This window comes from Mesorhizobium sp. G2-6-1 (assembly GCF_055809095.1).
Genome location: NZ_CM147896.1, coordinates 3881197 through 3902714, shown reverse-complemented (window position 1 = coordinate 3902714; position 21518 = coordinate 3881197). Strand labels below are relative to the sequence as shown.

Sequence of the window (21518 nt, the reverse complement as noted above, 5' to 3'; positions counted from 1 at the left end):
TGGAAGGCTTCGATCACAGAATCCAGTTGGTCACTCATTGGCATATTTTAAACTGCCTTCAAAACGAGCCGTCTCGCCCGCAAATGCAACAGTTCATAGGGTTGGGTACTTCTTCAATCAGCCTGTCAAGTGCGTCAAATGCAGACATGTCAAAACAAATTCCGCTAATCCGTTTCGAACGGCAACAATTCCAGCTCATCGTCAGGTAGAGGTCTTTGAAGCGCCTTTGCTTCTTCCCACGGGGCATTCATCCAGAGCTCGACATCGTCCGATGACGTCAAAATAACCGGCATGGCTTTGGAGTGAATCGGTTTGACGACACAGTTAGGCTCAATAGTGAGAAAGCCGAACAGTTCGTGCTTGCCCTGACGGGGTGTCTTGGCTGAGCCTCGCTCGCCCTCCCATGTTGTCCAGATGCCCGCGAAGAAGGCCAAAGGCTTGTCGTTATCCAGCGCAAACCAGCGTTTTGTTTTCCTCGGCTTGGTATCTTCCCATTCGCAAAATGTTGTCCACGGCACCACACAGCGATTTTCCGGTTTCAACCAGCGTCGCCAGTGCGCGGAATCGGTATTGCGTATATTAGTGACACCTGAATCGGGACGGCCTTTTGTTACAAATGACGGTGACGGCATGCCCCAGGTGAGGCGGGCCAATTCGCGGCCATGATCCATGTTTCGAACTACAGGTGCCGGTCGATCAGGGTAAACATCGAGCGATGGTTCCAGATTTCCTGAAACATCGCTCATCACTCGGGCAAGTTGCCGGATGGATTCCTGATTGGTGGTGATGTTGTAAAGGTTGCACATTCCGCCGACGATGCCACCGTGGGTCCATTACCGCAATGGACTTTTGCGCCCCTCCTTCGTGAATGGGAAAAAGGGCAACAGTGACAAGCGGTCGGGCGAGATGATTCTGAGCCCGCAGACTGAATCGATGAACCATGATTGCGACCGCCCGGATGGTACCAGGCAGACGCAATATCGCGACCTAACTTAGTGCGGTCAGGTTATTGCTGAAGCGTCATCGCTTCGACCAATTCCAGGTAATATCTGCATTGATCTTTCAGATCAGACAAAGCTGGATCATCAGATCCGTGAATTTCAGCCCCGTGCGACATCAGATTGAAGTGTGCCAAGAACGCATCCTTGGCACCCCATAGATTGTCATGTGGGCAGGCTTCTGCGGTTGCGCTCGACAGCAGCTGACAAGCTTTCAGATAGGCTGCTTCGCGCGGAGTCCGCGGTTCTGCAATCAATTGCTTCAATTTGGTAAAGTGATTTGATTGCTGGTCCGCAACAATATATGGCGCGATCATATTCATTGGTTAAGCCGCTTTTTTATGGGTCAAAGTCGAACTCGCTTTTGAGGATGGTCGCACGGGTCGGGAGCCACGCAGAACATCGCCAGATTCAATGTAAGCCATACTCATGAAGTGACTGATCAACGGCATACGTCCCGCTTCGGCCATTTGGATCAATTCCTTAAGTAATGTCATGATATATTTTAGAGTTTCTGCTTCTGATGCGCGTAATTTATTAGATATCATGCCTTGTTTCCTTGCTTGGATAAACTCTAATTTTACGCATACTCAAAAAGAAGGAGAATTAATTCAGGTAACTCGGATGTGCTTCATGCATATTTCCCGGATTCGCGAGGGTTAACGCGTAGACGGGTGCATCTATCAGCCGCTCGGCGCCTAGCAGTTGATTGATGGTCGAATGGTTCAAGGCGGCTGTTGGGCAGGCGGAAAGGCCGTGGCAAGTGGCCGCCAACATGATGTTCTGGCCTATGTGACCGGCCTCGATCATGACCACGCGATAGGCATTGGCGTCTGAATATTTCCACATCGTGCGTCCAAGATCGGCGCAGAGCAGAATGAGGCAGGGCATGTCATCTGCCCAATCCTGTCCGCCGACCAGTTCCGAAAATCGCGGCAAATGATTTGCAGTCAATCTGCCAAGATCGTGGTCTAAAGCTGAATAGTGGTAGATACCTGGGTCAAGCCCCTGGACCGCGCGGGCCACGACAAAAGCTTCATAGGGATTTCTGGCACCACCCGAAGGGGTCATGGCAAGAGGCAGCTTTCCAGTGCAGTTTGAAGTTTCACCTGTGATTCCCAGTCCGGCAAATAGGCAGTCGGACAATTGCTGCAAATCGATGGTTTTCTCTGCCGCCGTTCGAACTGTACGACGACGCGCCATAACTCGAATGACTTCTGTGTCACTTGGCGATGGCAGAGGCAGAGCGCCTGCCGTATTGTGCCGATGCAGGGCTGGTGAAGGTTCATCATTCAGATGAACAAGCTGCTGGCGCTCAGACTCTTCGGCGCTGATGTATTCAGCGTCCTGGACACAAAAATGCATGAGCGCGGTGGGCAAACTCCATCGCCATTGCTGGGAGAATTCCTGCTCTCGCGCCTCGAGTTCTGAGTCGTATTCGACTAGCGCCGTATGGTCACGCAGTTCCTCGGCGAGAGCTGATAGCTCATCTAAATCGAAGCCGATATTTCTGCTGACATTTCCAATTGTCGCCCAGTCGTTCCAAGAGTTCAAAAGCTCAACAACTGATTGATTGCAATGAAATACATTCTTGGTGAGAAAATTACAGCCAATAATTGCGTCTTGTTCAGGATAGAATATCAGAGTTCGTGATCTGCGTAGTTTCATGTCAGTCCCATCATGTCAGTACGCCGGCGAGAGGATCTCGCCGGCGCTACCGTGATCAGCGCTTGTTGTAGTGCATGCCCTGCGACACGAAGAGCGATGAGCCCGCTGCAACACTGGTGATTTTTGGTGCTGAGGATGATTTCTTGGACATTGTTTTACCTTTCCATACCTCGACATCGAGGCAGGTGAAGGCTAGGTATCAATTTAATAAAAAATGGTTAAAATACTTACATTATAGAATATAGATTTGCATTAATTCTATTAATTACAGATTAAAATACTTCGATGGCAGCATAAATATAATACAAAATTACGCACTAAATTACCTATGCTGCAGATTTGCGCATAAAGAAACGCAATAAGTGCGTAACTGTGAACGGCGGCAGGAGCGACCAGTCAGCCCGGCTGCGACAGGAGTGACCTTGCGACGGAATCGACCTGATCGATGGATACGGCTTGCGCCATTCGAATAATTCTGCGAGGTGCCATGTTGGTTCTGTCCTTGATGAGGACCGCACGAACAAAGGCCGGACCTTTTTCCGTCATCAGCGAAGCGACACCAGTTAGTGCGGGGTCCGAAATCGGAGCCCACTGAACCGCAATCATCGAAGGTTCCGCTGTCTGACGGCGATTGATGGCACAAAAATATATCCAGTTCAGCCGCCCAACGATGATCCCATAGTGATTGCCGCGCGCGCGCGCCAACTGGTCGAACTGCGTTCAGCCCAACCAGTCACGCGACGAAACGAAACGGCAACGTCATCTCTCCGGACAAACGTGATGGCGCGCACTGCCATGTCGTCCCGGTCTGGTACCGCGAAATATGTGAAATAAGTACCCGCCTCAATTAATGGGGGCGGAGACGCAATGAAACGCTGGTAGATACGAAGCACATTTGTGTCAATATCCATCGTTTCTGAGCCAACAACTTTGAAAAGTTCATCTGGGGGCACTGAAAAATAGTTGCAGATTTTCGTGAGCACCGGTTCAAGCGGTAACACTTCTCCCCGTAGATAGCGCTCGAACTGAGTGCGATTGATTTGCAAGCCTCTGCAGATTGCGCTGATGGATTTCTGGGAGCTACATAGCCGCGAGAGATTTGCGGCAAAAACCGCGCGAATTTCCATTTATCTGTCCCCCAAATGCCAAAGTCGTGCATGATCATTTGCTCTGCGGGAAACGATACGATTATTAAAATTGTAAGTAACACAAAAAAACTTATTTTATTCCGTAGGTTAGCTTTTCATCCGGTTTCAAATTATCCGGCTTCAATTGTAAAAACAGCCCTAGGTTGGTCGACGCCGCCTTGGATGGGAAACCCGGGAACCGATAAATAGTTCCAGAAAATTGCCTCAATTAGCCCAACATTGGTCAAAATGAGCGTTGTAAACTCTTAGCCCGAATGATGAGTCCATTCTCGCTCGGACGACGGCGTCTCACGTTTAAGTAGTGACTAAAATTCTCGTTGATAAACGGGCAATGGCTTAGTTAGCCAATACTGTCCACTCGATTTACAAGCAGGCCCCGGTTGCCTCGATCTTACGCCAGCCCACCGACAAACGCGCTCGTATCGCCCTTTCTCTTCATGGCGAGGCGCACGGCACCCCTGCAGCTACGAGCCCGGCAATGCGTTTCCCTCTCGATCTCGTCGAGATAGAGGAATTCCCGCTCCGGCGATGAGCAGATCAGTTCAGGTGTGAGATAGTGGACATAGCCGCATTGCTTGCAGGTGATTTCGAGCTCTTGACCAGGATCAAGATCGCGAACCTGGACGTTCTGTTTCCAGTTGGTCACCAAAAGTCCTCCGCAGTTGGAATGCGCGTGTAGCTGATCTTGCCGCCAACATGGCCACCGGCCGAGGGCCTCCACATGCCTAAGCTCATGACGGTACGGCCATAGCGGGCATTGAGGTTGTCGATCGCGCCGGATGCACGTTCCCATTTCTGGCGAGCACGGTCATCGTTGATGAGCATGTCGAGTTGGCGCTCGTCTGCCGGTGAAATATCGCAAAGCGTGACGCCAACGCGAAACACCTGAGTGCCCCGCGGATGGTCGCGTTTCATTCGCGCCCATAGCCGGTCGAGCCCTGCGAGTGCTGCCTGATCGTCATTTATGATCGGTAGTGTGATCTTTCCTGACCAGTCGCCATTGCGAATGGAGAGCCAAAGCAGCAAGCCCCGGCAATAATATCCGGCGCGTCGCAACCGACGGGCGGCCTTGATCAAAAGCAGGCGACAAATCTCGAACGCACCTGCCATTGTTCGGCTTTCTGGCGGGAGTACTCGACCATGCCCAAACATGCCGCGTTCCGCATTGGGAGCCTGAATGTCATAGCCGTGCAGCGCGTACCAAAGACGCTCGCCCGTCACATTGTTCCACAGTTTGCGCATATGCTTGGGCTGCAACCGATACAGGTCCTCAGTCGTAAATATGTGCGATCTGGCCAGGCGGCGCTCCATGTTCGGACCGACGCCGGGAACATCAGACAGTGGCTGCGCCAGCAATGGTGCCGGCAAGTCTTCCGGCCGCCAGATCATCAACCCATTGCCATATGTTCCGTTAGATCGTTTCCCGGCCTTGCAGGCCATCTTGGCCAATTGGCGATTGGCCGCAAACCCGACCGATGCGGTGATGTGCTCACCGACATTGCGGGCCAGCGTCGACCTGAGGCGCGTAGTCAGTGCCTCGGGATCGTCGCGTCCTGTTTCGTCCAGCACACATGTCAATTCATCGATCGACTTGACCGTATCGATCGGAATGACGGTCTCAATCTCGGCAAGCAACGTGTTGTGGGCGCGGCGATAAAGATCGGGCTTTTGCGGTACCAGAACAATATCAGGGCAGGCGGCTCGGGCATCGGCAACTTTCATCACGTTCTTGACGCCAAACGCCTTAGCCTCACGAGAACAGGCGATGACACAGGTGCGGTCTGTACCTTCGAACGGGACAACGCCGACCGGACGGCCCTGCAGCCGCCTGTCTGCCTGTTGCTCGACTGACGCAAAGAAGCCGTCGAAATCAAGATACATGCGCTCGATAGTCTCTGGTTTGCGCAAGGCAAAGCTCTCCCGTGGCGCGGCAAACGCGCATTTCGCCGATGTTTCAAGATATGATCGCTCGCACCTTCGCTAGCGATGTTCCTAAAATGTTCTCATTGGGAAAGAGAGTCAAGCAGGCGAGGAAATAAATCCTATTCGCGACTCGCTGGGCGTAGGTCCAGTTTGTTTTGACCAAATCCTGAAAGACCGTGTTCAGTTTTCTCTGATACCCTTTTCGATGGGCAACAGGGAGCTCGAAAATGAGCAAGGTCGTCCGGTTCAAGCAGCAGGGACCGAAGAAGGGACGCGGCATCAGCACTATACTGGCCGCCATGGTGTGCGCGGGAGCGGCTGGTTATTTCGGTCCCGGTCTGTTCGAAAAACAACCAATCCCAGATGCCACGCAGGTCGTCACGTCGAGTACAGTGGAAACCATTGTCGGCAAGGCATCCGTTGTAGACGGCGACACAATCGAAATCCACGGCGAACGCATCCGTTTCAACGGCATCGATGCGCCTGAGAGCAGTCAACTTTGCAAAGACGGTGGCGGTCGGGATTACCGATGCGGAGCGCGAGCTGCGAATGCCCTGTCTGAATTCCTGGCGGCTTCATCCCCGACACGATGCGAATACGTAGAGCGAGACCAATATGGACGCTTTGTCGGCAATTGCTCGCGGGCAGACAATGAAAGTGTGCAGCGGTGGCTCGTTCGCAACGGGCACGCCATGGATTGGCCACGATATAGCCGTGGTGCATTCTCGAAAGAGCAACAATCTGCACAAACGGAAAAGATCGGCATCTGGCAGGGCGAATTTCAGCGGCCGTGGGAATGGCGAGCCGCACAGCGCGAGAAGACGAATTCGTCGATCGTGCCATTGGTGACCACAAAGGGCGGTAGCGGATGCAATATCAAGGGAAACATTTCCAGGCACGGCGAGCGCATATACCACGTTCCCGGGCAGAAAAATTATACGAAGACGCGGATTTCGACGTCCAAAGGCGAGAGATGGTTTTGTTCTGAAGATGAGGCGCGAGCTTCTGGTTGGCGTCCTGCGAAGAGGTGAGGGGACAGATGGATGCTATGAGCAAGAGCTCAAACATTCTGAGAAATTAAGTCGAATTGCGACGGTTGGCTGCCGAACAACATCCATCTGATACCGCAAAGTTTTCGGACGCTGGCAGGGGGTGCGAACAATGCAATTTTGTCCTTATGAGGATGCCAATTTAAGGTCATAAATCAGCGCGATAAAGCCAATTTTATGCCAGGGCCAAGTTGGGTGAAAATTCACACCAAATGTCCGACGACGGACATGACGACATCATACGACGTTTCCATATGGACGAAAATTGCGCCGACACAGGATTATTCCAACACCTGAAAGCCTTGTGGAATCAGTTGGTTGATGTTTCTGAGCAGGCTGACCACAATTCGGTGAAGTTTTGCAATCATTCGCGCTGCTGCTTTTTTTCTGTCGTTTACGCCTGGCTTCCACTAGTTTGACCGCTCGATCGAACTCCAATGTCCCCTTTACAAGTTCGTGGTCATGATAGGCCAAAAGCAAATCCTTTTCTTCTTCGGTTTCAACATTTCCGGTGTGGAGATTGGTGAAGATCACGTCACGACGCTTATCCGTCATCTTGGCGTAGTTGGATTCGGTGATTTGCTCGTTTTCATGGCCCATATTGTATGACCAGGCTCTTCGTTGGTCATCCGTCATGCAAAACTCGTCACGTATGGACCGCAAGTAATGCTTTGCTGAGTGAGGATTGAAATATCCAAGGCCCGCGCAATCACATCCTTCTCGAAAAGCACGTCGTACCCCGCTATCGGTCTTCCACGGTTCGATTGGCAAGCGACATTGCAATGGGAGCCGACTGCTGTTGGTGAGAAATTCATCGGGCGCAAACAGAGCATCTTCTGGAGTGCACCCAAGGGCTAGCAACTTTTTGATCCATGATACGACTATGCCCTCGATCTGCTCGCCAACCGGAAACCAAAACGTCGTTTGACTTTTCGAATTTTTCACCCGTACGACGGTTGCATCCTGATAGACTTTGCGGACCTCTGTATCCACGTTTCCAATCAGCAGCGAGGCCGTGGCATTTGATCGGGTCCCAAACAGGAAGCTTGCGGCGACAATAGCGCTGTCCCTGTGCTGGATGAGTGTTTCAAGCGGCATTGTAGAAAAGATCAAATTGACTTCTGCCGTTGTTGGAATTTCCCGAGGTTTCAGTCGTATCGCTTTGGCAGTCTGGCTGCGAGGCAGCTTAAAATAGTCGCCGATGGTCTTGTTCATGCGGCGATAGCCTTCCTGTTGCACCAACCAACCAAAGAATGCTGCGAGATGAGAAGCCATGTGACAAATTGTTGAGCGGCAGAGAGGATTTGGCCGGTCTTTTCCAGCGAGCTTGATCAATTCATCCCGATACGCGGCAGCATCTTCTTTTTTGATCGTCGAAAAGGCTTTGCCATTGTGAAATTGTTCGAAATGCCTGATCGCACTGAGATGAGCATCGAGGGTTTTAGGGCCATACCGTCCCGCATATATCTGGTAGTCATAGATGACCCGCTCGTTCTCAGCTGTGCAAGACACACAAGTTTGCCCCGGTTTTATCCCAATACCAGTCGGGGTTGCGCCCTGCACTTCGTCTATGCAATGCAGGCTCGTATTGGATTCAAGGCATTTTTTGAGCGTGTTGTATGCTGTCTCATTCAGTAGTTTGGGCAGTGAGCGGGCGCAGTCAGGGCATTTGGCTTTTGCCCATGAATGCTGGTGAAGGAACTCCTCAAGAGACAATGTGCTGACGTCTGGAACAACGCGCAATTTGCATGTGAGGCATTTAAATTCCTTCAAACGCAGCGGGCTTTTGTTTTTGAGTTTCCGCTGATCGTGAAAGCGTTTGAGCTCCAAACCACGAAACAGCTGTTTATGGCCTTCATCGACCGGTTGCAGACCAGCCTTGACCCAGTTGAAGAGGGTATTTCGACAAATGCCGTAGAGTGACAGCGCGTCCTCAATCGAATAGACCCGGTTGGCCTTGGGTCGGATGCCACGGTAAGAGCGGCTCATTTTCCGCTCCCTTTTTCCGCTCTGTTCCGGTTTACGGCGTTGCGCCTTTCCTTCGACGGCATTTGCCTTTCGAACACCAGTAGTTCTGAAAGGGTCCAACGGGTTGTACCGGGCGATGCCTGCCTGGGACGTGGAAAACCGGGATTGGTGTCGCACCAGCGCCATATGGTGGGTCTGGAAACACCGTAACGCTGGGCCACTTCTCGGTCAGACAGAAAGACTTTCTGTGTCGCTTCGAGGGTGTTGCCCGTTTCATCTGGATATGATTGGGGCGCCGCCGCACCGCTTATTTCTTCATCTGGCCCCGGTTTCCGTGAAGGCGGGGAGGGAATTGCCGTGGTTGGACACGGCTTTTCTGGCACGCACTCTTGCGGTGGCGCGGCAGGGAATAGATCAAATTGGGAAGAAAATCTCGGTGTCGGCATGTGCGTGCTCCCCCGCGTTGCGGAGTTGGTGCACGTCATGCGCGATGTTAAAATTTAGCCTTGGTGAGTCAAATTGCATCCAAGGTCTACGAAAACTGCACTGATTCGCGAAATTATTCAACTGGCCGAATTATCGGGTCCGGATTTGAGGTGCCGAATGCAGATTGAATGACGCATCTTTATGTATAAGACCCAGCCGAATGTGGGGCCATATGTTGGGCTCATCTAAATAAGAGTAAAAAGATCGTTATATATAAGATGTTTATAAAAAAATTGGCGGAGAGAGCGGGATTCGAACCCGCGATACGGTTCCCCGTATACACACTTTCCAGGCGTGCGCCTTCAACCACTCGGCCACCTCTCCATCCATGCGTCTTGCAGCGGCCGGTTTTGCCGTGCTGGTTGGGGATATCGCATGTCCCTTTGGAGCTTGCGCGTGAAGAGATCACGCCGTGGATACCGTCAACCGGATGGTATCCTGTCCAGTGCGCCCTGATCGCTGATGAAAAGGGTGCGGGGCTCATCTAGTCGATCCGACGCCGGTTGCCAAGCCATAACCAGCAAACAGTTGCACGAAGTGGGGTTTGCTAACCGATGGATGTCCAAAGCCATTTCAATATCGAACGTGCAAAACCGACCATATTGCATGGAATCAACAAGGCCCCGGTTTGCCAGCCGGGGCCTTGTTAGTAAAAACGGCTTTGAATCAGACCGAATAATACATGTCGAATTCAACCGGATGCGGTGTCATTTCAAAGCGCATGACCTCGGCCATCTTGAGCTCGATATAGCTGTCGATCTGGTCGTCGTCGAAAACGCCGCCAGCCTTCAGGAAGCTGCGGTCCTTGTCGAGGCTCTGCAGAGCCTCACGCAGCGACGCGCAAACGGTCGGGATCTTCTTCAGCTCTTTTGGCGGCAAATCGTAAAGATCCTTGTCCATTGGCTGGCCGGGGTGGATCTTGTTCTTGATGCCGTCGAGCCCGGCCATCAACAGAGCCGCGAAACACAGATACGGGTTTGCGCCCGGATCGGGGAACCGCACTTCCAACCGTTTCGACTTCGGCGAAGAGCCGAAGGGGATACGGCAGGAAGCTGAGCGGTTACGGGCCGAGTAAGCCAGCAGAACCGGCGCTTCATAACCTGGCACCAATCGCTTGTAGGAGTTGGTCAGCGGGTTGGTGAACGCATTGATCGCCTTGGCGTGCTTGATAACGCCGCCGATGAAATAGAGACAGGATTCCGAGAGCCCCGCATATTCGTTGCCAGCGAAAGTGGGCTTGCCGTCTTTCCAGATCGACATATGGACATGCATGCCTGAGCCGTTGTCACCAAAAACGGGTTTCGGCATGAAGGTTGCCGTCTTGCCATAAGCATTGGCGACCTGATGCACGACATATTTGTAGATCAGCATCTTGTCGGCATTGCGCACCAGCGCGTCAAACTTGATACCGAGTTCATGTTGCGCTGCAGCCACTTCATGGTGATGTTTTTCTACGCGCACGCCCATTTCGGCCAGCACCGTAAGCATTTCGGAGCGCATATCCTGGCATGAATCGATCGGCGGAACCGGGAAGTAACCACCTTTGACGCGCGGCCGGTGGCCGAGGTTGCCGGTTTCGTAATCGGTGTCGTCATTGGAAGGCAGTTCCGTGGAATCCAGCTTGAAGCCGGTATTATATGGGTCCGCCTTGTATTTAACGTCGTCGAACACGAAGAACTCGGCTTCGGGGCCGACGAAAACGGTGTCGCCAATGCCTTCGGCCTTCATATAGGCTTCGGCCTTCTTCGCGGTGCCGCGTGGATCGCGGTTGTAGGATTCGCCGGAAACCGGATCAAGAATATCGCACAAGATAACCATGGTGGATTGTGCGAAGAACGGGTCCATATGGACCGTCTCCGGATCAGGCATCAACACCATGTCAGACTCGTTGATTGCCTTCCAGCCGGCGATGGACGATCCGTCGAACATCACGCCATCGGCGAACATGTCTTCCTCGACTTCCGCGATGTCCATGGTGACGTGCTGCAATTTGCCCTTGGGGTCGGTAAAGCGCAGATCGACGAATTTTACGTCCATATCCGTGATCTGCTTCATGATGTCGGCGGCTGTCGTCATATTATGATTTCCTGTGTGATGCCGTTTAACTTGGATTTCGATGTGTTGTGTTGTGATCAGACCGCGTCGATGCCGGTCTCGCCGGTGCGGATGCGCACGACTTCCTCGATGTTGGAAACGAAAATCTTGCCGTCACCAATGCGCCCGGTTTGTGCCGCCTTGCGAATGGCCTCGACGGCCGCCTCGACGGAATCGTCACCTAGCACCAGTTCGATTTTCACCTTGGGAAGAAAATCCACCACATATTCGGCGCCGCGATAAAGTTCGGTATGGCCTTTCTGTCGGCCAAAGCCCTTGGCTTCAATGACGGTGATGCCCTGCAGTCCAGCTTCTTGAAGCGCTTCTTTTACTTCGTCGAGCTTGAACGGTTTGATGATCGCTTCAATCTTTTTCATGTAAGTAAGGGCCTCCACTGCCATTCAACAGATTTCACTCTGCATGCGCTATCTAAAGCACGATCCGTGCCAGTCTGAAGGAGAGCCAGTACATATGTCTGAAATCCAGACTGACCGGTAGAAAAATCGAGGATTTAGCAATGTTTTGTTGTCCGAAAGAGCGTTTTGGAACCGTGCTGTTTCGGCGTTATGGCAATGGCGTGCATAATTTTTAAGCAGGAAGCCTGTGGTTTGAGCAGGCAATGGCGGAAAGTCTGCGCCCCGGAGCGTCGCGTTGAATCATCTGCCTGTCGACGTCATCTACTCGTCGAAGTCATGAATTGCGCAATGCGGGAAACCGGCTATCTGTGGGCGGCGAAAGCATGGGACGGAATAAAACAGAATGAGCAACGAACTTCTTTCGCCGTCAGAAATGGCAAGGGTCGACCTCATGGCGGCGGAGCAGGGGCCATTTGATGGAATGGCACTCATGCGCAATGCGGGGGCGGCGGTCGCGGCGTTGGTTCTGGCTCGTTACGCGTCGGCAGACAGGGTTCACGTTCTTTGTGGCCCAGGCAATAATGGTGGCGACGGCTATATCGTGGCGTGCTTGCTGCACGAAAGTGGCTGTGCCGTGTCGGTATGGTTTTCGGGCAAGCCAAGACATGGAAGCGACGCAGCAATCGCTGCTGCAACATGCCCGGTGGTGGCAATGCCCATATCGGATTTTGCGCCCGAACCGGGTTCTGTCATCGTTGACGCACTTTACGGCGCGGGTCTTTCAAGGCCTCTCGAAGATGAAGCGGCAAGCGCAATCGAACGCGCGGCCCGGCTAAACATCCCGGTCGTTGCTATCGACCTGCCTTCCGGCATCTCGGGCGAAAGCGGACAAATCATCGGATGCGCATTTCGCGCCGGGATGACTGTTACATTTGCAAGGAAAAAGCCGGGCCATCTGCTTTTCCCTGGCCGCGAAATGTGCGGTGAAGTTGTCGTCGCCGATATAGGCATTGGCGATGTGCTCATTGATCAAGTGGCAACCCGAACATTCGAAAACGCGCCCGCATTGTGGCTGCACCAATTCCCGTCACCTGCGGTGGATACGCACAAATACAGGCGCGGCCATGCCTGTGTGTTCTCAGGCGGCCCCCATGCCACGGGGGCCGCGCGCCTGTCCGCACTTGCCGCGGCCAGAAGCGGGGCAGGGGCGGTGACCGTCCTTTCGCCACCGAATGCATTGCTGGTCAATGCCGCGCATCTGACGTCGATCATGCTGCATCCATTGGCAAATGCCACGGAATTGCATGATTTTCTTACCGAGCGGCGGCCCTCTGCTTGCGTGTTGGGGCCGGGTTTCGGCATTGGCGAAAAGGCACGCGAATTTTCACTCGCCATGCTCGGCAATGGAGATGGCCGCCCCGAAAGCGTTAAAGGGCTGGTGCTCGATGCCGACGCCATAACATCCTTTCGCGATGCCCCAGCCTCGTTGTTCATTGCAGCGGGTGCCACCAATGCGCCCTCACTTGTCCTGACGCCACATGAGGGCGAATTCGCGCGGCTGTTTGGCGACCTCGCAGCGGATGAAAAATTATCCAAGCTCGAAAAGACGCGCAAGGCCGCGTCACGTTCGCATGGTGTGATCGTCTATAAGGGCGCGGATACGGTGATCGCAGCACCTGATGGCCGCGCGGCAATCAATGCGAACGCGACACAATGGCTGGCAACCGCTGGTTCGGGCGATGTTCTTGCGGGGCTCATTGGCGGATTGCTGGCGCAAGGCATGGCTGCATTCGAAGCTTCTTGTGCTGGCGTGTGGCTACATGCTGAGGCTGGTCGCTGCTTTGGCCCCGGCCTGATTGCAGAAGACCTGCCAGATGCAATCTTGCCATTGCTGTGTGAACTGGTTGCGCAGCATTTGGACCGTGTTGACGAACGAGACCCGTCCTAGGTTGACTCGGCAACAGCCTTCCGATTTACACCATCATCAACAAATCCCGACAGCCCGGACCGTTTCCCATGCTTGAGAAGACTTACGACGCCAATGCCGTCGAGCCGAAGATCGCGAAAATCTGGGCAGAGGCAGATGCTTTCCGTGCTGGCGCAGGCGCAGACGAGGGTGCTGATCCATTCACAATCGTCATCCCACCCCCAAATGTCACTGGCTCCCTGCATATGGGCCATGCGCTCAACAACACCTTGCAGGACATATTGGTGCGCTTTGAGCGTATGCGCGGCAAAAACGTCTTGTGGCAGCCGGGTATGGATCACGCAGGCATTGCCACGCAGATGGTCGTCGAGCGTCAGTTGCAGGAAAAGCAGATTCATCGCCGCGACATCGGGCGCGAGCAGTTCATCGACAAGGTATGGGAATGGAAAGCTGAATCCGGCGGCGTTATTTTCAACCAGTTGAAAAGGCTGGGTGCCTCGGCAGACTGGTCGCGTGAGCGATTCACCATGGACGAAGGCTTGTCGAAAGCCGTGCTGGAAGTTTTCGTGACACTTTACAAGCAAGGTCTGATCTACAAGGACAAGCGCCTTGTTAACTGGGACCCGAAACTGCTCACTGCCATATCCGATCTCGAGGTCGAGCAGCATGAGGTCAACGGCAATCTCTGGCATTTCCGCTATCCCGTTGAAGGCGCAACATACGATCCCGGAAATCCAGAAACCTACATCACGGTCGCAACCACGCGCCCGGAAACCATGCTGGGCGATACCGGCGTTGCCGTACATCCCGATGATGAGCGTTACACCGAGTTGGTTGGCAAGAACCTCATATTGCCAATCGTTGGCCGCAAGATACCCGTGGTTGCCGACGAATATTCCGATCCCGAAAAAGGCACCGGCGCAGTCAAGATCACGCCTGCGCACGACTTCAACGACTTTGAGGTCGGCAAGCGTCATCATTTGCCCGCCATCAATACTTTGACTGTCGATGCGCACATAGACATCAATGAAAACGAAGACTTCCTGCACGGTCTTGAATCAAATCCTCAACAGCAAGCCGTATGGGATCAACTACACGGTCTGGACCGCTTTGCGGCGCGCAAGAAAATTGTTGAGTTGATGGAGGAGGGCGGTTTTCTCGATCAGGTCGAGCCGCATCGCCATATGGTGCCACATGGCGACCGTGGCGGCGTGCCGATCGAACCGTTCCTGACCGATCAGTGGTATGTCAACGCTGCCGAACTCGCCAAGCCGGCAATTGCCTCGGTGCGTGAAGGCCGCACCAATTTCGTGCCAAAGAACTGGGAAAAGACCTATTTCGACTGGATGGAGAACATCCAGCCATGGTGTATCTCGCGCCAGCTTTGGTGGGGGCATCAGATTCCGGCGTGGTATGGTCCCGATGGTGCCGTTTTCGTCGAAAAAAGCGAGGAAGCAGCACTCGAAGCCGCTATCCAGCACTATTTGGCGCATGAGGGTCCGTGGAAGGCATGGGTTGAAGAACAACTCGAAAATTTCAAGCCGGGCGAAATCCTGACGCGCGATGAGGATGTGCTGGATACGTGGTTTTCCTCAGCCCTCTGGCCGTTCTCGACGCTTGGCTGGCCTGACAAAACCCCGGAACTGAAAACCTATTACCAGACGGATGTTCTGGTGACAGGTTTCGATATCATCTTCTTCTGGGTTGCCCGCATGATGATGATGGGCCTGCACTTCATGGAGGAGGAGCCGTTCCACACGGTCTATGTGCATGCTCTGGTGCGTGACAAGAACGGACAGAAGATGTCGAAGTCGAAAGGCAACGTCATCAATCCCCTCGACCTGATCGACGAGTATGGCGCGGACGCGCTGCGCTTCACGCTGACGGTCATGGCGGCCCAGGGGCGCGACGTGAAGCTGGACCCGGCACGCATTGCCGGTTACCGCAATTTTGGTACCAAGCTTTGGAATGCGACCCGTTTTGCCGAGATGAATGGCGTTGCGCGCAACGACGAATTCTGGCTGCAAGACGCCAAACTCGCAGTCAACCGCTGGATACTCACCGAACTGACACGCGCGGCACGCGAAATCACCAACGGCATCACTTCATACCGCTTCAATGATGCGGCAAGCGCGGCCTATCGCTTCGTCTGGAATCTGGTCTGCGACTGGTATGTGGAACTGCTGAAACCGGTTTTCATGGGAACCGATGAGGCGGCAAAAGTGGAAAGCCGTGCCTGTTTCGCATTCGTGCTGGACGAGATTTTCAAGCTCCTGCATCCGATGATGCCGTTCATGACCGAGGAATTATGGGCAAAGACGGCAGGCGAGGGCGATGAACGGTCGACATTGTTGTGCCATGCGGTTTGGCCAACGCCCGATTTTGAAGATGAGGATGCCGCAGCCGACATCAATTGGCTGATCGATCTGGTTTCGGGCATTCGTTCCGTCCGCTCGGAAATGAATGTGCCGCCGGCTGCTGTCGCGCCTCTGGTGGTTGTTGACGCCAACGTCACGACCAATGAACGCCTGCAACGCCATGACAGCGCCATCAAGCGCCTTGCACGTGTTGGCGAGATTTCGGTGGAACAGAGCGCCCCGCAAGGCGCAGCCCAGTTGGTCGTCAATGAGGCGACGATTTGCTTGCCGCTCGGCAGTCTCATCGACCTGAAGGCCGAAGCAGCTCGGCTGCAAAAGGAACTCGCCAAGATCACTGATGAGATTGCCCGCCTGCACAAGAAGCTGTCGAACGAGAAATTCGTCGCCAATGCGCCGGAAGATGTGGTCGCAGCCGAACGGGAAAAACTCGCCGAGTATGGCGAGGTGCAAGGCAAGCTGTCCGTGGCGTTGGAACGGGTTCGCGACGCGGGATAATCGCGCGAATCATCTCGGTTTGGCTGATGCCGCAAGACGCGAAACCCATATTTCGCGATGTGCCGCAACGTAAGTTTTGACGTGCACGTAAGTTTTGGCCGTATTGTTGCCGTAATGTGACAAATTGGGCTGAAGCGCCAAAAATTGCCTGAATTAGGCCGGTTTTTGGAGGAAAATTCGGAAAAGTGATCGTTCCTGCCGTGGAATAGAGCATTTTTTGTACCGAATTTGCTGGTACAGCGACCCAGTCGTGCGCCGTGAGCAACCGCGTATCGGCAGTTTCCACAAATCGTTATTGCGTCGTTAACTGAAATGGCCCTTGCTAATGCAAGTTAGTTTCGGGGAGACGAGCATGAACATGAGCCATCTTAAGGTATTGCTGGGGGCATCAGCACTTACCGTAGCCGCAGTTGGGATTGCCCAGGCCGGTGGCCTTGAGCGCAGCGGTTATAATATTGATCTGCTTTTTGATCCGGCTCGGATTACCGGGGAAGTCTCCGGCACTTATGTCATGCCGCAACGAAAACTGGACAACGTGGTGGACACCAACCCCGCAGACGGGATTGGCTCCAATGGTATTGGCGGCGGCGCCACCCAAGGGGTTCGTGAAACTGACAGCTACTTCTCTCCTCGCGTGGGTTTCAAAGTCGGTATCGGCCAGAACATCGATTGTATGGCGGATTATTCGCAGCCTTGGGGTGCTCATACGAATCCCGGCGCCAACTGGATGGGCGCAAACAACAATATCGAAACCAAGATCGACAGTGACAATTACGCGGCTACGTGTTCCTACAAGATGGATGCTGGCAAAGGTCAATTGCGCTTTATCGGCGGTGTCTTCTATCAGGAAGTAAGTGGTTTCAAGACCAGGCTGGTTGCGCCTGCATTTGCAGCGGTAGGAACAGGTGTCGGCCGGCTGGATCTTGCGGGAAAAGGTGTGGGTTGGCGCATCGGCGCGGCGTATGAAATTCCGGAAATCGCACTGCGCGCCAGCCTCGTTTACAACAGCAAGGTCGATCTTGGTGACATTACCGGAGCGGTTGATCTTTCACAGGTCAATGGTTCGGTCATCCCGGTATTCGGTAATCAAACCATGCCGCAATCCCTCGAGTTCAAGGTTCAGTCGGGTATTGCACCCGGCTGGTTGGCTTTCGGTTCGGTCAAATGGGTCGAATGGAGCGAAATCGGCATTGTGAGCTTCTGCTCGCCTGCGATCAAGGCTGCGGGTCTTGGGTGTACCTACAAAGGAACAGGCTTTGTAACATCGCTCGACCTGCTCTACCGCGACGGCTGGACGGTTTCAGGTGGTGTCGGCCACAAATTCAACGATCAGTGGAGCGGCGCGGCGTCAATTACCTGGGATCGCGGAACGACGACCGGCCTAAGCGCCCAGACCGATACATGGACCTTCTCGGCAGGCACATCTTACACGCCATCCGAAAATGTCGAAATTCGCCTCGGTGGCGCACTTGGCATTTTGACCAGCGGTCAGACGAAAGTTGTCGGCGGCATCAACAATGGTGTTTCTTATACATTCGGCAACGATCTCGTCAGCGCTCTTTCAGCTTCCTTGAAGGTCAAGTGGTAAGAAGCTGAAATTAAATACTAAAATACTATTGAACCGCTTGTCCCCATTCGCTCATGACAGCTTCGGCTTCTGACGGGTGGGGATTTCTGTATCGAGTGTTATCCCGCCATGAAAGTTGTGGCGATTCTGCAACATCAGCCTGCTGTTCATGATGGCGGCAAGTTGTTCAACCGAAATCGCCCACTTCCCGCCATAAACCCGGAGCACTTCAATCAGGCTCTGGACATAAACTCTTTGCGAAAGCGGGGGCAGGTCGCAACAGGGCGGCTAGGAAGAATATGGAAGCCACGGTGAATTCCAGGATTGGTTTGACAAGCAGTTGCGTAAGTGAGCGCGGCTCTGGAGCACTGTTGCCTGTTCGTTCGCCAATTTCTGGAGTAACGCCCGGCGTAGCTGCGCTGGTCAGGTCGTTGGCGCTTTCGGCGCTTGTCGTCGTGGCGACTTTGGGGGCCGTTGATCGTGCCCTGGCTTTTGATGACAAGGTGTTTGACGACAAGACCGGGGTAAAGCCGGAGTCCAGCCCGTGGGCGGTTTTCCAGTTTGGCTTTTCTGCCTATAAGAGCGGTCACAAGGGTCAGGCGGTCAAGGCATACAAATATGCCGCTGAAAACGGCCAGATTGGTGCGACGTGGAAATTGGCACGCATGTATGCGCAAGGCGACGGTGTCGCTCAGAATGACTACGAAGCCTACAAATTCTTCAGCGAGATTGTCGATCAGGACGTGGAACCCGGTTCGCCCGATGAAAGCTATATTTCGGATGCGCTCGTGGCACTGGGCGACTATTTGAAAAGTGGTATTCCCGGCACCCCGATCAGCGCCAATCCGGCGGCGGCTCAGGAATATTTCATGCGTGCTGCCGCCAATTATCGCAATCCGGTTGCCCAGTATGAGATGGGCAAAATGTTCCTGAGTGGCGAAGGCGGCGTCAAGGCAAGCGCAAAACTTGCTGGGCGCTGGCTTCATCTGGCCGCTGCAAAGGGGCATGCGGGCGCTCAGGCGACGCTTGGAAATCTTCTCTTCCATAGTGGCAAGGTCGTTCGTGGGCTCGCCATGATGACGGCGGCTCTTGAAAGAGCCGCACCCGTTGACCAAACATGGATACGTGGATTGCAGGAAGAAGCCTTCGCGCTGGCGCCTGAGGCTGATCGGCGAACTGCGATATCGCTTGCCGCCGACATGCTCAACAAAGGCGTGGCCCAATAGGCTTGCATCTGTTCGGCTTGCGGTGAGATTTTTCTGACAAGAACAGCCTTGTTTCAGCGAACTTCGCGAAAATTCAGAACGTAAGGCCGAAAAGTCGTTTCCGGTTTTCGGATCATTGTGGTGCTCTGTCGATAAGCTGGAGCATCCTTGGTGCATTCAATCGAATGCACGGCAGTTTGCGCTGCAACAATGTTTCTCCTCACCTCTGACTATAGGAAGACATGCCGCTGGGAAATCGGTCGCGTGTCAATCGAGGCCGCCGTCGATAATCAGTAGCGTCGTAGCATATGAACCGTCTCACCGAAGAAACGATGGAGCAGATCATGTCTCAGGAAATCTGGAATGGGGTCAGGCATGGGCCGCCTAAAATCATGCGCTTGATAGCGATGACTTTCTCGGTCATCGGCATTTGTGCAACCACAGCATTTGCACAAACCCAGCCGGCAACTGACCCCGCGCCCCAGTTTCAGGGGCTGGAGCAGCCGTCAACTATCATGCACCAACCACATTTACCCTGAAAACCGGCATCGCCGGGGGCGCATGGTCTATCTGGGCGTTGGCGGCAGCATTGATGGTGCGGTCAATCCCAAGCTGGTGGTGCATGAAGGCGAACTCATTCAGATCAACTTGATCAATGGCGAGGGTGCCGAACACGACATCGTACTCGATCAATATGCCGCCCGTTCCTCCGTGGTGGTAGGAAAGAACGCCTCGTCCACCTTCTCTTTCGTTGCAACAAAGGTCGGAGAGTTTTCCTATTTCTGCTCGATCGCCGGTCATCGTGCTGCCGGTATGGAAGGGCTGATCCAGGTATTGCCTGGACCGCGCACCGACGCTGGCACGGATGCGGCCGACATCGTTCATGATCCTGCAGATATTCCCGGGCCGATCGGTAAGCGTGCCTCTCAGGTGGTGCGCGTCGATCTTGAAACCGTGGAACTGGAGGGCAAGCTGGATGATGGCACAAGCTACATCTACTGGACCTTCAATGGCAAAGTGCCGGGGCCGCTTTTACGGGTCCGGGTAGGTGACACCGTCGAAGTTCATCTCAAGAATCCAGCCGATAGCGTCATGATGCATTCGGTCGATTTCCATGCCGCGACCGGGCCCGGAGGTGGGGCGGAATTCACACAAACGGCTCCCGGCGAAGAAACCGTGGTGACGTTCAAGGCGCTGAAGCCGGGCATTTTCGTCTATCATTGTGCAACACCCAGCGTGGCTCACCACATAACAAGCGGCATGTATGGCATGATCCTGGTCGAACCCGAGGGTGGTTTGCCGCAGGTCGATCGTGAATTCTATGTGATGCAGGGTGAACTCTATACCGTCGAGCCATTCGGCACGAAGGGTGAGATGGAAATGGACTATGACAAGCTCATTTCCGAGCGCCCTGAGTATTTCCTCTTCAACGGATCTGTCGGCGCGTTGACCAAATCACACCCGCTTTATGCCAATGCCGGAGAAACGGTTCGGATATTCTTTGGAGTGGGCGGCCCCAATTTTACGTCGTCATTCCATGTCATTGGCGAGATATTCGATCATGTCTATTCGCTGGGCAGTGTTGGATCGCCGACCCTTACTGACGTGCAGACGGTAAGCGTGCCGCCGGGCGGCGCAACGATGGTCGACTTTACCATCGAACGCGCTGGACATTACGTGCTGGTGGATCATGCCTTGTCACGTGCCGAGCGCGGGTTGGCCGGGTATCTTATCGTCGATGGGCCGGAAAACGACGAGTTCATGCATGCTGGCCCGGCCACCGAAGAAGCAAAATAGCGCCAATGTACAAGGCCCGAAACCGCTCTGGTTTCGGGCCTTTTTCTATCTACGCTCCGCCGGATTTGGCGCAGGCATATCAAGCCCAGAACAGTCCCAGGAAAACCGCTGCACACTGTTGGGCATCATGCTCTAATTGGCAGTTGGAGCGGCAATATTCGGGTCCGGTGCCGCTTTGTCTGGCGCGCCGCTGGAGTCGGCAGGACATGTATCCTCGATCTTCGTCCATGAGGTGATATTAAGTACCATATCGCAGCGCGCGAGGTGACTGGTGCCGGTAATAGTCAAACAGGTCGTCTCTCCGACGGGAAAAGACTCGCCATTTGCGATGCACATCGGTGCCGCAAGAGCAGGGGATGCAAAAGGCGTCGCCAATAACGCCGCAAGAAAGACATGGCGTGCAAATTCTGTTTTCATGAACTTCAACCGCTTTCGGAAAGATCCGATACTTGTACAATG

General features: G+C 53.9%; 18 protein-coding genes and 1 tRNA gene. 7 read left to right on the top strand and 12 right to left on the bottom strand.

The window, feature by feature from the left end:
- Positions 1-164 precede the first annotated feature (164 nt).
- The 7 genes from AC0L7S_RS18940 to AC0L7S_RS18910 all read right to left on the bottom strand — a co-directional run bounded on the left by AC0L7S_RS18940 (position 165) and on the right by AC0L7S_RS18910 (position 5722).
- Entirely contained in the window at positions 165-806 is a 642-nt protein-coding gene (locus tag AC0L7S_RS18940; RefSeq protein WP_473472412.1) for an SOS response-associated peptidase, read from the bottom strand.
- Positions 807-1006: 200 nt separating this feature from the next.
- Positions 1007-1321 (bottom strand): hypothetical protein, encoded by a 315-nt coding sequence (locus AC0L7S_RS18935; RefSeq protein WP_473472411.1) that lies wholly within the window; start codon positions 1319-1321, stop codon positions 1007-1009.
- 283 nt (positions 1322-1604) lie between these two features.
- Entirely contained in the window at positions 1605-2552 is a 948-nt protein-coding gene (locus AC0L7S_RS18930; protein ID WP_473472410.1) for a SagB family peptide dehydrogenase, read from the bottom strand.
- Positions 2553-3062: 510 nt separating this feature from the next.
- On the bottom strand, positions 3063-3272 hold the full coding sequence (locus tag AC0L7S_RS18925) for a hypothetical protein (RefSeq protein ID WP_473472409.1): 210 nt from the start codon (positions 3270-3272) through the stop codon (positions 3063-3065).
- A gap of 50 nt (positions 3273-3322) precedes the next feature.
- Positions 3323-3793, bottom strand: a complete 471-nt coding sequence (locus tag AC0L7S_RS18920; RefSeq protein WP_473472408.1) for a helix-turn-helix domain-containing protein — start codon at positions 3791-3793, stop codon at positions 3323-3325.
- Between the two features lie 412 nt (positions 3794-4205).
- Entirely contained in the window at positions 4206-4460 is a 255-nt protein-coding gene (locus AC0L7S_RS18915; protein ID WP_473472407.1) for a hypothetical protein, read from the bottom strand.
- Entirely contained in the window at positions 4457-5722 is a 1266-nt protein-coding gene (locus AC0L7S_RS18910; protein WP_473472406.1) for a Y-family DNA polymerase, read from the bottom strand. Before AC0L7S_RS18910 ends, AC0L7S_RS18915 begins: the two co-directional genes overlap by 4 nt.
- Before the next feature lie 242 nt (positions 5723-5964).
- Between AC0L7S_RS18910 and AC0L7S_RS18905 the strand changes: the two genes are divergently transcribed.
- Entirely contained in the window at positions 5965-6768 is an 804-nt protein-coding gene (locus tag AC0L7S_RS18905; protein WP_473472405.1) for a thermonuclease family protein, read from the top strand.
- Between the two features lie 255 nt (positions 6769-7023).
- On the opposite strand, the gene AC0L7S_RS18900 is transcribed toward AC0L7S_RS18905, so the two are convergent.
- From AC0L7S_RS18900 to AC0L7S_RS18885, 4 genes are all read right to left on the bottom strand, one after another.
- Complete coding sequence (locus AC0L7S_RS18900; RefSeq protein WP_473472404.1) at positions 7024-8775, bottom strand: hypothetical protein; 1752 nt, start codon at positions 8773-8775, stop codon at positions 7024-7026.
- Positions 8776-9474: 699 nt separating this feature from the next.
- Positions 9475-9564: transfer RNA gene (locus tag AC0L7S_RS18895), tRNA-Ser, on the bottom strand.
- 342 nt (positions 9565-9906) lie between these two features.
- Positions 9907-11316 (bottom strand): type I glutamate--ammonia ligase, encoded by a 1410-nt coding sequence (glnA, locus tag AC0L7S_RS18890; protein WP_473472403.1) that lies wholly within the window; start codon positions 11314-11316, stop codon positions 9907-9909.
- 56 nt (positions 11317-11372) lie between these two features.
- Complete coding sequence (locus AC0L7S_RS18885; protein WP_473472402.1) at positions 11373-11711, bottom strand: P-II family nitrogen regulator; 339 nt, start codon at positions 11709-11711, stop codon at positions 11373-11375.
- 382 nt (positions 11712-12093) lie between these two features.
- Between AC0L7S_RS18885 and AC0L7S_RS18880 the strand changes: the two genes are divergently transcribed.
- The 6 genes from AC0L7S_RS18880 (at position 12094) to nirK (ending at position 21059) form a co-directional block, all read left to right on the top strand.
- A complete protein-coding gene (locus AC0L7S_RS18880; RefSeq protein ID WP_473472401.1) occupies positions 12094-13638 on the top strand; it encodes an NAD(P)H-hydrate dehydratase in 1545 nt (514 codons plus the stop codon).
- A gap of 68 nt (positions 13639-13706) precedes the next feature.
- Positions 13707-16490, top strand: coding sequence for a valine--tRNA ligase (locus tag AC0L7S_RS18875; protein WP_473472400.1), 2784 nt, complete (start codon positions 13707-13709; stop codon positions 16488-16490).
- Positions 16491-16842: 352 nt separating this feature from the next.
- On the top strand, positions 16843-18078 hold the full coding sequence (locus AC0L7S_RS18870) for an OmpP1/FadL family transporter (protein ID WP_473472399.1): 1236 nt from the start codon (positions 16843-16845) through the stop codon (positions 18076-18078).
- A gap of 350 nt (positions 18079-18428) precedes the next feature.
- Positions 18429-19283 carry a tetratricopeptide repeat protein gene (locus AC0L7S_RS18865; protein WP_473472398.1) on the top strand — a complete coding sequence of 285 codons (855 nt, stop codon included), beginning with the start codon at positions 18429-18431 and terminating at the stop codon, positions 19281-19283.
- 287 nt (positions 19284-19570) lie between these two features.
- Positions 19571-19801, top strand: a complete 231-nt coding sequence (locus tag AC0L7S_RS18860) for a hypothetical protein (RefSeq protein ID WP_473472397.1) — start codon at positions 19571-19573, stop codon at positions 19799-19801.
- Between the two features lie 22 nt (positions 19802-19823).
- A complete protein-coding gene (nirK, locus tag AC0L7S_RS18855; RefSeq protein WP_473472396.1) occupies positions 19824-21059 on the top strand; it encodes a copper-containing nitrite reductase in 1236 nt (411 codons plus the stop codon).
- Between the two features lie 132 nt (positions 21060-21191).
- Here the strand turns inward: nirK and AC0L7S_RS18850 are convergent, their stop codons facing one another.
- Positions 21192-21476, bottom strand: a complete 285-nt coding sequence (locus AC0L7S_RS18850; protein WP_473472395.1) for a hypothetical protein — start codon at positions 21474-21476, stop codon at positions 21192-21194.
- Between the last annotated feature and the right edge of the window lie 42 nt (positions 21477-21518).